This window comes from Methylorubrum zatmanii, assembly GCF_014845115.1.
GTDB classification, from domain to species: Bacteria; Pseudomonadota; Alphaproteobacteria; order Rhizobiales; family Beijerinckiaceae; genus Methylobacterium; species Methylobacterium zatmanii.
Genome location: NZ_NKUI01000021.1, coordinates 1 through 15,512 on the forward strand (window position 1 = coordinate 1; position 15,512 = coordinate 15,512).

The following is a 15,512-nucleotide window of genomic DNA, read 5'->3' on the forward strand; positions in this document are numbered from 1 at the left end:
GCGCGGCTCATGCGGAGGATCCCGATTTCGGGGTGGGCGCGGGGGAGGGGGCCCTGCATCAGCCCGGCCTGCGGTAGGCCCGGCACGCGCTCTCCGGCTCGTCCGAGCCGAGCGTGTCGAGTTCGGTGCGGTGGTGCAGGAAGCCCTCGATCGGGGCGGTGGCGGTCACGGCGCCCGGCCAGAGCAGGAAGAGCGGCTGCCGCAATTGCCCGTCCCAGCTTCGGAAGCTGAGGGGCCGGCCCTTGAAGCCGCCGACCTCGAAAGTCGGCGACAGGACCAGGGCGGCCACCGTGGCGGGATCGGTGCTGCGCGCCTGCACCGCCGCCTCGCCCAGGGTGTGGACGGCCATCCAACCGGCATAGTCCACCGGCCGCATTGCCCGGCCGGCGAGGCGGCGGAACCGAGTCTGGAGCTGCACCGCCGCCCAAGCCTCGACCGGGCGTCCCCAGGCGGCGGGGGTGAGCCCCTGCGTGCCGACCACCGGCCGGGGCGCGGCGGTGTTGTAGACGAGATTGGCCCCGAACGCCCCCGCCTCGTCGGCGACGGCAACCACATCGTGATCCGGGCCGCGGGTGGGCAGCACGAATTCGCGCAGGGCCGTGTCGCGCGTGTCGCCCCCCTGCGGGTCGAAGCGCGACTCTGTCACGATCCGCGCCCCGAACTTCCTGGCGCTGCGCTTCAGCGCCTCGGCATAGAGCGCGTCCGCCGGAGCCGGGCCCGAGAGCAGCAGGATCCGCGTCCAGCGCTTGTAGGCGAGGAACTGCACCAGGGCGTCGGCGAGCATCGCCCGCGAGGGCAGGACGTGCAGCAGCCGAGGCCGGCAATCGGCCTCCCGCAGGCGCGTATCGGGGGCTCCGACATTGAGGAAGACGGTGTCCCGTGCCTCCGGCAGGTCGGCCAGGGCCAGCACGTCCTCGGCCGGCGCGTTCAGGACGACGAAGCGTGGCTGATCGCCCAGGGCCCGGAACGCGTCGCGGATGTCCTCGTCGGCTCCGACGACGCGGCTGTCGAGGGTGAAGCTCAGGGACACGAAGCGGCCGGTGGCGTTGGAGTCCTTCAGCCCCAGCTCCGCGCCCTTGAGACCCTCGTCGTCGGGGATCGGATCCTCGTTGTTGAGGGGAGACGGGCGCTCGACGCGCCGCTCCAGATAGTGGATCGCCAGCGGCCGGGCTCCCGCGGGAGCGGGCAGAAGGGCGAGGAGCATCAAGAGCAGGCCGGGCATGGCCAGCCCGGCGTCGTGCGCCATGCGCCGCCGCGGGTCGCCCCGTCGATGTCCGAGCCGCGCCAGCATCGCGCCCTGCTCGCCTCCCGCTTTTGTTTGGGAGCACGATAGGAGCGAAGCGCCTTGGACCGATATTGGACCAAGGTGCACAGGGCGGCTTTGCCCCGTACCAAAGCACAATGGGTTTGGTGGTGCGTGCTTGCTAACCGTTCCAATCAACGAATGGGAGGAACGGAAATGAAGGCTGCACCTGTGAGGGGCGGGCTGGTCGCCCTGTGTCTGGCTCTGTCCGTGTCCGCCGCCCTCGGTCATGGCGACGTGCAGCCTCAGCCGGTCGACACGGCGGGGTTGGCCCCCCTCGGCGAGACGTGGCGGGAAGAGAACCCCTATCGCGGCGACACCAAGGCCGTCGCCATCGGCGATTCCGGCTTCAACCAGAACTGTGCCCGTTGCCACGGCCTGCAGGTGATCTCGGGCGGGCTGGCGCCGGACCTGCGCTACCTTCCGGTCGGCAAGGAGGGCGACGAGTATTTCGTCGAACGGGTCCGCCACGGCGCGATCATCAACGGCATGACCAAGATGCCGGCCTTCGAGGGCGTGCTGTCGCAGGAGGCCCTGTGGGCGATCCGGACCTACATCGAGTCGAAGCACGAGGAATGAGCGCGGCGTGAGGATGACCTCTCCGTTCCGCCGGGGCCTCGCGGCCGCCTTCGCCTGCCTGACGGTCGCGGTGGGGCCGGCGGCCGCGCGGCCGTTCGACGAGGTCGTGGCCTCGGGCGTGCTGCGCGTCGCGGTCTACGACGACAACGCCCCCTTTTCAGAGGCGGGGAAGCCCACGCCCCGGGGCATCGACGCGGATCTCGCCCAGGCGATCGCCGACCGGCTCAAGGTGAAGCTCGACCTGCGGGTGGTGGATGCGGGCGAGAATGTCGACGGCGACTTCCGGCTGAACCTGTGGCGCGGCGATCTCGCCGGCACGCCGCTGGCCGACCTGATGCTGCACGTGCCCCACGACCGGGTCCTCGCCACGCGCAACGAGCAGATCTTCCTGACGACCCCTTATTTCGAGCAGCGCCTCGCCTTCGCCTATCGCCGCGACAAGGTCGAAGGCTTCGAGGGCGTGCGGGATCTCGAGGGGCACACGGTCGCGGTCGAGGGCACCAGCGCGTCGGACAGCCTGCTGATGAATGCGGAGGGCGGGCGATACCGCGGCAACGTCAAGCATTACCGCAGCTTCGGCGAGGCGGCGAAGGCCTATCTCGCCGGTGAGGCCGACATCCTGGGCGGCACGCGCGCCGCCATCGAGGCGGTGCTCGCGGCGGCGGATGCGCGGGAGGCGAACCCGGTGGTCGAACTGCCCGTGCCGGGCTTGGTGCGGACCCGGTGGGATCTCGGCGGTGCCGTGCGGAGCGATTCCCGTGACCTCGCCTATGCCGTCGGCGATGCCCTTTCGGCCCTCGCGACGGAGGGTCGTCTCAAGGCGATCTGCGAGAATTACGGCGTTACCTACACCGCGCCCCAGGGTTACTAGAGCGCTTGCCGCCGAAGTGGATGCCGGTTCGGCGAAAGAGGGCGCGTCGAAACAAAGGCTGAGAGCAAGCAATCGACATGATTTCGTGTGGCGTCGCGGGCCACCCCACCCTTGTGGGGCGGTCCGTTTCCTTACGCCTGATCGGTCGAGTGACCGCGAATTTTGCCGAACCGGTCGGTCAGAGTTCGACCAAAGGCCAATAAGCGATTTTTGAGAAGCACTCTAGGCTTCGACTCCAAGGGGCCTTCCGCCGATTCAGGTGTGACAGCAAAGCCCCGCGGATCACGGAAAACCGGGTCCGGTACGACGGAGGACATGCCACATGAGAGTGCGGAACCAGTTCCTGACGGCCGTGGGCTTCGCCGCCCTCAGCGTCGGCCTCGCCTTGCCGGCCCTGGCCGAGGTGACCGAGCAGGACATCCTCAACGACGCCAAGACCCCGGAAGACGTCGTCACCTACGGTCTCGGGCCCAAGGCCCAGCGCTTCAGCCCGCTGAAGACGCTCAACCGCGACAACATCAAGGGCCTCGTTCCCGCCTGGTCGTTCTCCTTCGGCGGTGAGAAGCAGCGCGGCCAGGAGAGCCAGGCGCTGGTCAAGGACGGCGTGCTCTACGTCACCGGCTCGTATTCGCGCCTCTATGCCGTCGATGCGCGCACCGGCGAGAAGAAGTGGGAATACAATGCCCGCCTGCCGGAGGGCATCCTGCCCTGCTGCGACGTGGTGAACCGCGGCGCCGCCCTGTACAAGGACAAGGTCTATTTCGGCACGCTCGACGCCAAGCTCGTCGCGCTCGACCAGAAGACCGGCAAGGTCGTCTGGCGCAAGGACATCGACGACTTCAAGTCCGGCTACAGCTACACCGCCGCCCCGATCATCGTGAAGGGCAAGATCATCACCGGCGTGTCGGGCGGTGAGTTCGGCGTGGTCGGCCGGGTCGAGGCCCGCGACGCCGAGACCGGCGAGGTGGTGTGGAAGCGGCCCGTGATCGAGGGCCATGTCGGCGAACTCAACGGCAAGCCTTCGACCATGACCGGCAAGGTCAACGAGAGCTGGCCGGGCGACACCTGGAAGTTCGGCGGCGGCGCCACCTGGCTCGGCGGCACCTACGACCCCGAACTGAACCTGATCTATTTCGGCACCGGCAATCCCGGCCCGTGGAACTCGTCCCTGCGGCCGGGCGACAACAAGTGGTCGGCCTCGCGCCTCGCCATCAACCCCGATAACGGCGAGATCGTCTGGGGCTTCCAGACCACGCCGCATGACGGCTGGGACTTCGACGGCGTCAACGAGTTCGTGCCCTTCGACATGGAGAAGGACGGCAAGACCGTGAAGGCCGGCGCCACCGCCGACCGCAACGGCTTCTTCTACGTCCTCGACCGGACCAACGGGAAGTTCATCTCGGCGACGCCGTTCGTCTCGAACATCAACTGGGCCAAGGGCATCGACGAGAACGGCCGCCCGATCTACGACGACGCCTTCCGCCCCGGCGATCCGGCCAAGTCCGAGGACGGCAAGAAGGGCAAGTCGGTCTACGCGACGCCGGGCTTCCTCGGCGGCAAGAACTGGAACCCGATCGCCTACAGCCAGGACACCAAGCTGTTCTACGTGCCCTCCAACGAGTGGGGCATGGATATCTGGAACGAGCCGGTGAACTACAAGAAGGGCGCCGCCTATCTCGGCGCCGGCTTCACCATCAAGCCGACCTTCGAGGACCATATCGGCTCGCTCAAGGCGATCGATCCGGCCACCAAGAAGGTGGTGTGGGAGTACAAGAACAAGGCTCCGCTCTGGGCCGGCGTTCTGACCACTGCGGGCAACCTCGTCTTCACCGGCACGCCGGAGGGCTTCCTCAAGGCCTTCGACGCCAAGACCGGCGAGGAAGTCTGGAAGTTCCAGGTCGGTACCGGCGTGGTCGCCTCGCCGATTACCTGGGAGCAGGACGGCGAGCAGTGGGTCGGCGTCGCCGCCGGCTGGGGTGGTGCGGTTCCGCTCTGGGGCGGCGAGGTGGCCAAGGCCACCACGGGCATCAACCAGGGCGGCAGCTTCTGGGCCTTCAAGCTGCCGAAGGCTCTCGCCTCGCGCTGAGCCGGACTGTCATCGGGACGGGCGGCGGAGGGATCCGCCGCCCGTCTGCTTTTATGAGCGACCCGTCGCGCTTCAGGCCCATCCGACCCCATGCAGCAGGATGCCGGCGCAGGAGCAGGCCGCGAGCGTGGGCAACATGCCGAGCCTGAGCGCGAAGGTCGCGACCAGCGCTGCAGACGCCAGGGCGAGGGCCCAGGGATCGAGGCTCCCCGGCACCGGCAGGTCGATGCGGATCGGACCGGCCGCGACCGGGTGCAGTTCGGCGAAGATCGTGTGCAGCGCGAACCAGACCGCGAGGTTGAGGATCACGCCGACCACCGCCGCCGTGATCGCCGAGAGCGCGCCGGCTAGGGCCCGGTTGCCGCGCAGGCGCTCGATCGAGGGTGCGCCCGCGAAGATCCAGAGGAAGCAGGGGGCGAAGGTCACCCAGGTGGTCAGCAATCCGCCGAGCGTCCCCGCGAGCAGGGGCGGCAGCGAGCCCGGGGACCGGTAGGCCGCGAGGAAGCCGACGAACTGCGTGACCATGATGAGCGGGCCCGGAGTCGTCTCCGCCATGCCGAGGCCGTCGAGCATCTCGCCGGGCCGGAGCCAGCCGTATTGCTCCACCGCCTGCTGGGCGACGTAGCTGAGGACGGCGTAGGCGCCGCCGAAGGTCACCATCGCCATCTTCGAGAAGAACACGGCGATCAGGCTGAAGACGCTGTCCGGACCGAGCAGGGCGAGCAGAGCGAGAACCGGCGCTAGCCACAGAGCGGCCCAGATCCCGGCGACTCGCAGGGTCTGGCCGGCCGAAGCGCGCTCCTGCGGGGACTGTTCCTCGCCGAAGAGATAGGCGCCCCCATCGTCCTGAACCGAAGCGCCGTGGCCGGCGCCGGCCGCAAAGATGCGCGATCCGGCCCGGCCGCCGAGATAGCCGACCGTTCCGGCCGCGAGCACGATCAGGGGAAACGGCACGTCGAGGAGGAAGATGCCGACGAAGGAGGCGGCGGCAAGGGCCACCATCGCCGGCCCCTTCAGGGCCTTGCGGCCGATGCGCAGCACCGCCTGAATCACGATGGCCAGCACGGCGGCCTTGAGGCCGAAGAACAGGCCGGCGACGAAGCCGGCCTTGCCGTAGAGCGCGTAGACCCAGCTCAGGGCCATGATGGCGACGAGGCCCGGCAGCACGAACAGGCCGCCCGCGACGAGCCCGCCCCGAGTCCCGTGCATCAGCCAGCCGATATAGGTGGCGAGCTGCTGGGCCTCGGGTCCCGGTAGCAGCGTGCAGAAGTTCAGCGCGTGCAGGAAGCGGCCCTCCGACACCCAGCGCCGCTCCTCGACCAGGATGCGGTGCATCACCGCGATCTGCCCCGCCGGACCGCCGAACGAGAGCGCGGCGACGCGAAGCCAGACGGGCAGCGCTTGCCGCAACGTCACGGGTGCCGGGGGAGGGCGGTGCGCATCTTCCTGCACCGCGCGGCCGTTGAGGACCGCATCCGCCATGGTCAGATTCCTTCAGGGCCTGTTTGAGCCATCTGTTCTTCTCTCCATGACGGTCCTCATTGAGGCAATGCGCCAGCATCCCGCGACGCTTCTCCCAGCGGAGGAATGTCATGGCAGAGGAATATTATGGGATCGACCGTTCCGGGGTACTCCGAGGCTCGCTTCGCGAGCGCCCAGCATGAGGATGGTGGGATTGGCCCAGCAAGTGAACGCAAACAGGCTCTCAGACAGTGACTGGCCGAGCCGTGAGCGTCGGGCACTGATCGGCCGTCCTCGCCGCCGCAGCCGCTCGGGCCGGTCAAGGGCTCCGGGTGCCGCGTCGATCCGTCCGCCTCGATCCGGGACGGCCGGCAAGCACTTTCCCGAAAAGCGGGTTGGTCTCTGTCGCGCCCGACGTTACAGGTCCGCATCGGAGATCGATTGTGCCCAATCCTCAAACCGCGCCGCCGCATCCCGGATCCGTGCTGCGCGAACAGGTGCTGCCCGGTCTCGGCCTGTCCGTGAGCCAAGCCTCCCGCGAACTGGGCATCTGCCGGCAGACCCTGCACCGCGTCCTGGCCGGCACCGCCGCCGTTACGCCGGACATGGCGGTGCGCCTCGCCCGCCTGTCGGGCCTGCCCGGCGGCTTCTGGTTGAGCCTGCAGCAGACGCACGATCTCGCCCGGGCCGCGACAGACCTCGCTGCGGTCCTGCCGCGCATTCCCGCCCACACCCTGCCCGACGCCCTCAAGACCGAGCTGACCGGACATGCCCGCACCCGTTGACCTTACCGCCAAGGCGGCGCTCGGCGTGTCAGGTCTCGACGACGTGCTCGGCGGCGGCTTCACGCGCAACCGGCTGTATCTGCTGGAGGGCAATCCCGGCACCGGCAAGACGACCATCGCGCTGCAATTCCTGCTCACCGGCGCGGCCGCCGGCGAGCGGTGCCTCTATATCAGCCTCTCCGAAACCGAGGAGGAACTGAGCGAGACCGCCCGCTCGCATGGCTGGACCCTCGGCGGCGGGCTGAGGATCTTCGAACTGATCCCGCCCGAAAGCCTGCTCGATGCCGAGCAGCATCAGAGCCTGCTCTATTCCTCCGATCTCGAACTCGGCGAGACGACGAAGGCGATCTTCGATCAGATCGAGACCCTGAAGCCGACCCGTGTGGTACTCGACAGCCTTTCGGAAATTCGCCTTTTGGCCGGCGACTCGCTGCGCTACCGGCGACAGATCCTGGCGCTGAAGCACTACTTCTCCCGTCACGGCAGCACCGTGCTGCTGCTCGACGATCTGACCAGCGACCGCGCCGACAAGTCGGTGCACAGCGTCGCCCACGCGGTCCTCCGTCTCGAGGAACTCGCGCCCAGCTACGGCGCGGAGCGGCGGCGCCTGCGGGTGGTGAAGTATCGCGGCCAGCGCTTCCGCGGCGGCTATCACGATTTCTGCATCTCCACCGGTGGTGTGCGGGTCTTTCCGCGTCTCGTCTCGCTGGAGCACAAGACGGTCTTCCGCCACGACCGGGTGAAGAGCGCTGTGCCCGAATTGGACGAGCTCCTCGGCGGGGGCATCGAGACCGGATCGAGCACGTTGGTGCTCGGGCCGGCAGGAACCGGCAAGTCGCTGCTCACGATCCAGTACGTCATGGCAGCGGCGGCCCGGGGCGAGCGGGCGGCCATGTTCGTCTTCGACGAAGAGCTGGGCCTGATGCTGGAACGCACCCGGACGATGGGGTTCGACCTTGCCGGCCTGCGCGACCGCGGGCTCCTGACCATGACACAGGTCGATGCAGCGGAGCTGTCGCCCGGCGAATTTGCCCATCTCGTGCGCCATCAGGTCGACGAGGCACAGGCCAAGACCGTCGTGATCGACAGTCTCAACGGCTACCAAGCGGCGATGCCGGAGGAGATGGCGCTGATCCTGCACATGCACGAATTGCTGCAGTACCTGAACCGCCAGGGCGCCACGACGTTCCTGACCATCGCGCAGCACGGGCTTGTGGGCGACATGCAGAGCCCGGTCGATATCACCTATCTTGCCGACACGGTCGTGTTGTTGCGCTACTTCGAGGCGCTCGGGCAGGTTCGACGCGCGATCTCGGTGGTGAAGAAGCGCATGGGCGCGCATGAGGACACGATCCGTGAATACCGCATCACCGGCAACGGCCTCCAGGTCGGCGCGCCCCTGCGCGGTTTTCAGGGCGTCCTGCGGGGTGTGCCCTCGCTGGTCGAGGGCGGTGAGGCGGGGTTGATGGAGACGGGCGCGCCGTGACGCAACCGGCTTCCGCACTCTCCGAACATGTCCTGATCCTGGCGCCGAACGGCCGCGACGCCGATCTGGCGCGTGCGCTGCTCCTCGATGCCGAAGTCGCGGCGGTAATCGTCCCCGATCTGCCGGAGTTGGTTCGGAGGCTCGATGCGGTGGCCGGCGCCGTGCTGGTGACCGAGGAGGCGGTGCGCACCGCCGATCTCGCCCCGCTCAGCCGCTGGGTCGGCCAGCAGCCGGCTTGGTCGGACATGCCTTTCATCTTGCTCACCCGCCAGGGAGGGGCGGACCGCAATCCGACGGCGGCGCGTCTCTCGCGCATCCTCGGCAATGTCAGCTTCCTCGAACGCCCGTTCCACCCGACCACCCTCATCAGCGTCATCGCTACCGCCCTGCGCGGCCGGCGGCGGCAATACGAGGCGCGGGCTCGGCTTGAGGAACTGCACAGCCGCGAGACGCAGCTACGGGAGCTGAACGCCACGCTGGAAAGCCGCATCGCCGAGGCGATCGACGAGCGGGCAATGGCCGAGGAGGCCCTGCGTCAGTCACAGAAGATGGAGGCCGTGGGCCAGCTGACGGGCGGCGTGGCCCACGACTTCAACAACCTGCTGACCATCATTCGCTCCTCGGTCGATTTCCTGCGCCGGCCGAACCTGCCGGAGGAGCGGCGCAAGCGCTATATGGATGCGGTTTCCGACACGGTCGACCGCGCCGCCAAGCTCACCGGCCAACTCCTCGCCTTCGCGCGACGCCAGGCCCTGAAGCCCGAGACCTTCGAGGTCGGCGCGTGCCTGCGCGACGTGGCGGACATGCTCGACACCGTGACCGGCGCGCGCATCAGCGTGACGCTGGAGGCACCCGACGAGGCCTGTTTCGTCCGCTGCGACCGCAGCCAGTTCGAAACCGCCCTCGTCAACATGGCGGTGAATGCCCGGGACGCGATGGACGGTGCCGGGTCGCTCGTGCTGCGGATGGCCGGCAACCGGCCGATGCCGCCGATCCGCGGCCATGCCGGATCCCGCGCACATTTCGTCACCGTCTCGCTGACCGATACCGGAAGCGGTATCGCGGCCGATCAGCTCGGCCGCATCTTCGAGCCGTTCTTCACCACCAAGGAGGTCGGGAAAGGGACGGGGCTCGGTCTGAGCCAGGTCTTCGGATTCGCCAAGCAATCCGGCGGCGACATCGACGTGACGAGCGAACTCGGGATCGGCACGACCTTCACCCTCTATCTGCCGCAGACGGCGGCCCCCGACGCCACTCAGTCGGGACCCGACTTGCTCGACGGGGCCACCGACGGCGCCGGCCGGCGGGTGCTGGTGGTGGAGGACAATGTCGAGGTCGGGCGCTTCGCCACGCAGATCCTGCAGGATCTCGGCTATGCCACCGAATGGGCGACCAACGCGGAGGAGGCGCTGGACCGGCTCGGGGGCGACCAAGCGGAGTTCGACGCCGTGTTCTCCGACGTGGTGATGCCGGGCATGGGCGGTATCGCCCTCGCGAAAGCCCTGCGACGTCGCTTCCCATCCCTGCCGGTGCTCCTCACCTCCGGCTACAGCCACGTTTTGGCCGAGGAGGGCAGCCACGGCTTCGAACTGCTCCACAAGCCCTATTCGGCCGACCAGCTCTCGCGCATGCTCGCCCGGATCTGCGGCCGGCGCGGATCGCCGCCGGGGTCGCACGCTGCCGTCATGTCGACGGTCTGAGCGCCGTCGGATCGGGCCTCGCATCGTCCCCGCGCGCGATCCGGGCCCGTGCGTCTCGCAGAGTCGCCCGCGCCGTCTCGATGGCGATGCCGACCGCCGACATCGTGCGGTCATCCGTGTCGCGCCGGCGGGCGTCGCGCACGGCGTCGGCGGCCAGGGCATCCACCTCTGCGCTCAGGGCATCCAGCTCCGTAGGGTCGTGCGACGCCCGCGCCTGCCCGATCACCTCGAGCAGCCGATCCACGATGTCGTCGATCCGCTCCCGCCGCAGGCCGGTGAGACGCTGGCGGATCCAGGCCAGGACCGAGACCAGGCCGCCGGCGATGGCGCCGAGCAGGTAGAGCGTGTCGCCGTAGCGTTCGACGAAGCCATGCTGCTCCCGCTCGTAGTAGTCGATGGCGCCGGGATGGATCGGGACGCGCGCGCTCGTGGCCGCCGCCGTCGTCTCGTAGGCGGGTGACTGGATGTACTCGGCGGCATCCGTCACGGCGGCCGCCGCCGTCCGCTTCTCGAAGAGGTGCTGGGTGACATCGGCGGCGACGACCCGGCTCAAGGTGGCGCGCGCCATCAGCCGGTAGGATGCCCCGATGGTCTTCACGTCGTCGGAGGGCAGCTTCGGATCGCCCCCGAACAGGCCGCCCGGCACGGTCACCGATTGGAGCCTTGGGAAGCGTTCGATCACGGCCCCGTCATCCTCGACGGCGACGAATTCCACCCGCCCCGAGCGGGCGATGGAGCGAACCGCGCCGACGATGGCGAGCGCCTTCGGGGCGGAGGGCGCGATGATGCTGACGAAGACGTCGATGCGCCGCTCCCGGAAGGCGGCGGCGACATTCTCCTGATCGACCCTGACGAGGTGGACGCTCCGGTCGCGCGCCCCTGCGCGGGGCTGCTCCAGTTCCGGCACGAGGCCGTAATAGCCGAGGAGATTCTTGAGCAGATCGAAATCCGCGTCCCGGTGCGCGGCGATGCCGAGCCGCTTGCCGGCGAGCTTGGGGAAACTCTTGATGGGAGCGTGATCGGGCGAGGCGATGATCATCGCCTGATCGCGCAGGATCGCGAGCGTCAGCCCGTTGGTCGGAAGCAGCACATCGGGGCGGACCACCGCGAGGTCCGCCCGCCCGTCCTGAAGAGCGGCGGCGCTCTCCCGCACGTCGTCGAAGGACAGGATCTTGAACCGCACGCCTTCGCCGGCGGCGTCCAGTGCGTCGGCATAGGCCTTGATCAGCTCGGGCTCGGTCCCGTCCCGCGGCGCGACCGCGATCGTCAGCACGGTCGCCTGCAGCAGGTACCAGGCCGCGCCCGCTCCGACCGCCAGCACCGCGACCGCCGCGACCAGCAGCGCGCCCCTCGACAACAGCCACGTCAGACCGGCGCGCATCGATCGGCGCTCCCGACCTCGTTTCCTCAGAAGAGCGAGATGAGCACGATGCCCGCCACCATCAGGGCGGCTCCGCCGATCCGGGAGGCGCCGGCCCGCACCTGCTTCATGCCGACCCAGCCGAAATGATCGAGCGCCACCGAGGTCAGCAGGTTGGCGGTGATAAGGAGCCCGTTGAAGGCACCCGCCCCCACCTTGTCGACGAACAGCAGGCCGGCGAACACCGCCACGGCGCCGGTCAGGCCGGCCAGCGGCATCCACCAGCGCACGCCCTCGATATCGCTGCGCTGCGGCAGCGGCTTCGGCCGCAGCAGGAAGACCAGCACGAAGACGAAGACCACGGGCAGGAACGACACCAGGGCCGCGAGCCACGGATTCACCAGCGCGCCGCGCAGCTGCGCGTTCCAGACGACGCCGATGGCCTGGAGCGCGCCGGCCACGACGATGAAGGGGTAGAGCAACTTCGGGTTGAGGCCGTGCCCGGCGTCTTTCTCCTTGCCCTTGTCCGGCGTGACGCGGGCGATGAACGTCACGCCGATCGCCATGAGCAGGCCGCCGAGCCAGGGCATCGGCTTGAAGCCGCTGCCCTGCAGCCCGAACAGGCCGAGGGAATCGAGAGCGAGCGAGGTCAGGATGTTGGCGGTCAGCGTCAGGCCGTTGAACGGCCCGGCCCCGACCTTGTCGACGAAGGCGAGGCCGCCGAATACCGCCACGGCGCCGGCCACGCCCCCGAGGGGCGCGTACCACGGCATGGAGGCGACCGTGTCGAGGCCCGGCAGGGGCGTCGGCATCAGGAGGAACAGGGTCGCGAAGACGAAGACGATCGGCAGGAAGGAGACGGAGGCCGCCAGGAACGGGTTCACCAACCGCCCGCGCAGCTGCGCGTTCATGGAATTGCCGAGCGCCTGGAGGGCACCCGCCACGATGATGAAGGGATAGAGCAGGGCGGCGTTCATGGGGACAGCACCTCCGGTTCGACGGGCCTCAGACGAGGATCAGGGCGGCCAGCGCCAGGGCGAGGGCCGGCGGCATCACGAGCAGGCCGAGCTTCAGGAAGGCGAAGGCCGACACGTCCTCGCCCTCGCGGCGGATCGCGGTGAGCCAGAGGATCGTCGCGAGCGATCCGGTGACGGAGAGGTTCGGGCCGAGATCGACGCCGATCAGGATCGCGCCGGCCACCTTCTCCTGCACATGGGCCGCCTGCACCGCCGCCCCGGCCAGCAGACCCGCCGGCAGGTTGTTGACGAGGTTCGAGCCGAGGGCGACGACGGCGCCCCCGGCCCAGGCGGTCGCGGCGGGATCGGCTTGCGCGGCGCGCTTCAGCAGGTCGGCGAGCAGGGTCAGCACGCCGGTCTTTTCCAGGGCCTCGACCAAGACGAAGAGGCCGGCGACCAGCGGCAGCACGCCCCAGGACACGTCCTTGGCGACCTCGACGAGGCCGCCACGATTGATCAGGATCACGACCAGCGTCGTCGCGAGGCCGGCGACGAAGGTCGGCAGGCCGAGTTCGATCCCGGCGGCGGAAGCGCCGATCAGCGCCGCGCCGGTGAGGACGATGCCGGCGCCCGCGACCTTGCCGCCGAGGGACAGGTTCGGCGTGTCGATCTCCGTCGCCACCGTCTCGCCGCGCAGCCGCGCGTTCTGGGTCAGGCGCAGCACGACATAGGTCGTCACGATCGCCAGGATCGAGGGAAGGGTGAAGGTGGCGAGCCAGCGGGTGAGCGGCGGCATGTTCTCGGCGAACACGACGAGGTTGGCCGGGTTCGAGATCGGCAGCACGAAGCTCGCCGCGTTGGCGATGAAGGCGCAGATGAACAGGTAGGGCAGCGGCTGCTTCACCCCGGCCGCCTTGGTGGCGGCGAAGACGGCGGGTGTCAGCACCACGGCGCAGGCATCGTTCGACAGGAAGATCGTGACGACCGTTCCGACGACGTAGACGAGCAGGAACAGGCGCGTGGCCGAGCCCCGGGCGGCCCGCACCGCATGGGCGGCGAGCCAGTCGAACAGCCCCTCCTTCCGGGCGATCTCCGACAGCAGCATCATGCCGACGAGGAAGAGATAGACGTCGGTCCCCTTGGCGACGCCCTCCAGCGCCGCCGGCCACGGCAGCAGCCCGAGGGCGACCAGAAGAACCGCTCCGGCGACGGCCCAGATCGCCTCCGGCCAGGAGAACGGTCGCAGGATTACGCCGAGGGTCGCCAGACCGGCGATGATCCAGGTGAGGAGGTTGAGCGGAAGCCCGAGGGCAGCAACCACGGTCGTCGTCTCTCGTTTGGGAAGGCTGGAGGGTTACACGAGGCCGGAGATCGCCGACGAGCGCCGCTCACCATTTACGGCCGGCGCGGTTGGGGCCGAGCTGGTCGCCGCGAACACCCTTCCGGAGCCAGGGGCCGAGCCGGAAGGCGTCGCTGCCCGGCTTGTCGGGCAGGGACGGCTCGTCCTCCCCGGGGGCGGAAGGGCGGGCGGGCTCGATCTCGTCGGTATCGACGTAGTCCGGCCCATGCCCCGGCCAGCGCGCATCGACCGCCTCGACCTGCAGGCTGCGGGCTCCGGCCGGCCAGGGCGCCCAGGCCTCGAAGGTCCGCGCCGATTGGCTGACCATCGTGATCCAAGGGCCGAAATCCACGCGGCAATGGCAGTATTGCGGCTCCCGGTCGGAGAGGACGACGGCGCGGACACGGATGCGCCCTTGCCCGTCACGCACCATGCCGCTGTTCTCGTCCGTCGCCGGCCTCGTGGCGACGCGCCGGTCGGCCGGGCTGGTGATCAGAACGAAGGGCGGTGTCCGGTCGAGGGCGCGGAAGCGCCAACTCGTCACCGGGCCGTCGATGGCGGCGACGGCGTATCCGACCGAGCCGTCTTCGTTCTGTCCGACCGAGCGGGCCGCAGCGTAGAGCGTGCGCCCGTCATGGGCCAACTCGTTGTAGTGGGTGTGCCCCATCTCGACGAGGCGCACGTTGCCGTTCCAGATCAGCCCGGCGATGTCGAGCCGCTCATCCGGCTCGCGCAGGTCGTCGGGATAAGCGTGCACGAAGATCGCGCAGGGCGTGCCGGAGGCCGCGGCCTGGGCGATCTGGTCCGACAGCCAGAGCGTCTGCGGACGGCCGAGGCGGAAGTCGAGACCGATCCCCTTACGGCTAAAGCCGGCGCTGACGATATCCACGAACAGGCAACGCACGCCCGAGAACGTGTCGGCGTAGTAGTATTGCGAAACCTCGCGCGGATCCTCGGGCTGCGGCAGGGAATGGCCGACCGGATCGTGCTTCCCGCCACGCGGGCTCCCCGCCACCGTCGTGAACATGGCGTGGAAGGCCTCGATGCAGCCGTGCTGACGGTCGTGATCGCCGGGGATCAGCCTGACCGGCAGATCGGGGTGACGGTCCAGGGCTGCGGAGAGGATCGCATACTGGGGCGCGGTGCCATCCTCGGCGAGGTCTCCCGGCAGGTAGACGAAGTCGAAGGCACGCGGCGTGATCGCGCCGATCTGGTCGAGGATGGCGGCGAGATCGCGGGCATTGGCCTCGCTGCGTCCCGTCAGGTGGAGGTCGCCGACATGCAGGACGACAAAGGGATCCTCGGCCGGTGCGGTCTGCTCTCGCGACGTCGCCGCCATCTCAGGCGGCCCGACCCGGCAGGGCAGCCGACACATGCGCACGGATGCTGTGGCCTGACACCGGCGAGGCTCCTTGAAGGCTGTGTCCGCGTGAGGAAAGAAGAGCGGCAACGGCTCCGTTTCCGGCCGCCGCCGCTCAAGTCATGCTCGATGGGCAAGTTCCAATTTATTCCATCACGAAAGCGTGATATTCGGATATGGTTCGAACAAGCCCTCTGTTAGTCAATCTAGTGGTCTGAGTTGGAAG

At 68.9% G+C, this 15,512-nt stretch carries 12 protein-coding genes; 6 read left to right on the forward strand and 6 right to left on the reverse strand.

Features of this window, described 5'->3' with window-relative positions:
* Window positions 1–58: 58 nt before the first annotated feature.
* Entirely contained in the window at window positions 59–1,291 is a 1,233-nt protein-coding gene (locus tag MZTS_RS03015; protein ID WP_192281400.1) for an ABC transporter substrate-binding protein, read from the reverse strand.
* Window positions 1,292–1,459: 168 nt separating this feature from the next.
* Here MZTS_RS03015 and pedF point away from each other — a divergent pair, with 168 nt between their 5' ends.
* The 3 genes from pedF (at window position 1,460) to exaF (ending at window position 4,839) form a co-directional block, all read left to right on the forward strand.
* The gene (pedF, locus tag MZTS_RS03020; protein ID WP_192281402.1) at window positions 1,460–1,882 is read left to right on the forward strand and encodes a cytochrome c-550 PedF; all 423 of its coding nucleotides are present in this window, start codon (window positions 1,460–1,462) and stop codon (window positions 1,880–1,882) included.
* A gap of 13 nt (window positions 1,883–1,895) precedes the next feature.
* Entirely contained in the window at window positions 1,896–2,753 is an 858-nt protein-coding gene (locus MZTS_RS03025; RefSeq protein WP_192281404.1) for a substrate-binding periplasmic protein, read from the forward strand.
* A gap of 322 nt (window positions 2,754–3,075) precedes the next feature.
* The gene (gene exaF / locus MZTS_RS03030) at window positions 3,076–4,839 is read left to right on the forward strand and encodes a lanthanide-dependent ethanol dehydrogenase ExaF (protein ID WP_192281407.1); all 1,764 of its coding nucleotides are present in this window, start codon (window positions 3,076–3,078) and stop codon (window positions 4,837–4,839) included.
* Between the two features lie 72 nt (window positions 4,840–4,911).
* Here exaF and chrA read toward each other — a convergent pair whose 3' ends face one another.
* Window positions 4,912–6,321, reverse strand: coding sequence for a chromate efflux transporter (chrA, locus tag MZTS_RS03035; protein ID WP_192281409.1), 1,410 nt, complete (start codon window positions 6,319–6,321; stop codon window positions 4,912–4,914).
* Between the two features lie 422 nt (window positions 6,322–6,743).
* Between chrA and MZTS_RS03040 the strand changes: the two genes are divergently transcribed.
* From MZTS_RS03040 to MZTS_RS03050, 3 genes are read left to right on the forward strand one after another with little or no spacing between them, the layout of a single operon-like run.
* Window positions 6,744–7,085: a HigA family addiction module antitoxin gene (locus MZTS_RS03040; protein ID WP_343068689.1), complete on the forward strand. Its 342-nt coding sequence runs from the start codon at window positions 6,744–6,746 to the stop codon at window positions 7,083–7,085.
* Window positions 7,069–8,571: an ATPase domain-containing protein gene (locus tag MZTS_RS03045; RefSeq protein ID WP_192281412.1), complete on the forward strand. Its 1,503-nt coding sequence runs from the start codon at window positions 7,069–7,071 to the stop codon at window positions 8,569–8,571. Before MZTS_RS03040 ends, MZTS_RS03045 begins: the two co-directional genes overlap by 17 nt.
* Entirely contained in the window at window positions 8,568–10,271 is a 1,704-nt protein-coding gene (locus tag MZTS_RS03050; protein WP_343068690.1) for an ATP-binding protein, read from the forward strand. The genes MZTS_RS03045 and MZTS_RS03050 overlap by 4 nt, the downstream gene beginning before the upstream one ends.
* Here MZTS_RS03050 and MZTS_RS03055 read toward each other — a convergent pair.
* The 4 genes from MZTS_RS03055 to MZTS_RS03070 form a co-directional block, all read right to left on the reverse strand.
* Window positions 10,255–11,652 (reverse strand): TAXI family TRAP transporter solute-binding subunit, encoded by a 1,398-nt coding sequence (locus tag MZTS_RS03055; RefSeq protein WP_192281415.1) that lies wholly within the window; start codon window positions 11,650–11,652, stop codon window positions 10,255–10,257. The two genes, MZTS_RS03050 and MZTS_RS03055, sit on opposite strands and share 17 nt — an antisense overlap.
* A 26-nt stretch (window positions 11,653–11,678) precedes the next feature.
* Window positions 11,679–12,608: a DMT family transporter gene (locus tag MZTS_RS03060; RefSeq protein WP_192281418.1), complete on the reverse strand. Its 930-nt coding sequence runs from the start codon at window positions 12,606–12,608 to the stop codon at window positions 11,679–11,681.
* Between the two features lie 28 nt (window positions 12,609–12,636).
* A complete protein-coding gene (locus MZTS_RS03065) occupies window positions 12,637–13,908 on the reverse strand; it encodes an SLC13 family permease (protein WP_192281421.1) in 1,272 nt (423 codons plus the stop codon).
* Between the two features lie 67 nt (window positions 13,909–13,975).
* Window positions 13,976–15,265: a metallophosphoesterase family protein gene (locus MZTS_RS03070; RefSeq protein WP_192281424.1), complete on the reverse strand. Its 1,290-nt coding sequence runs from the start codon at window positions 15,263–15,265 to the stop codon at window positions 13,976–13,978.
* Between the last annotated feature and the right edge of the window lie 247 nt (window positions 15,266–15,512).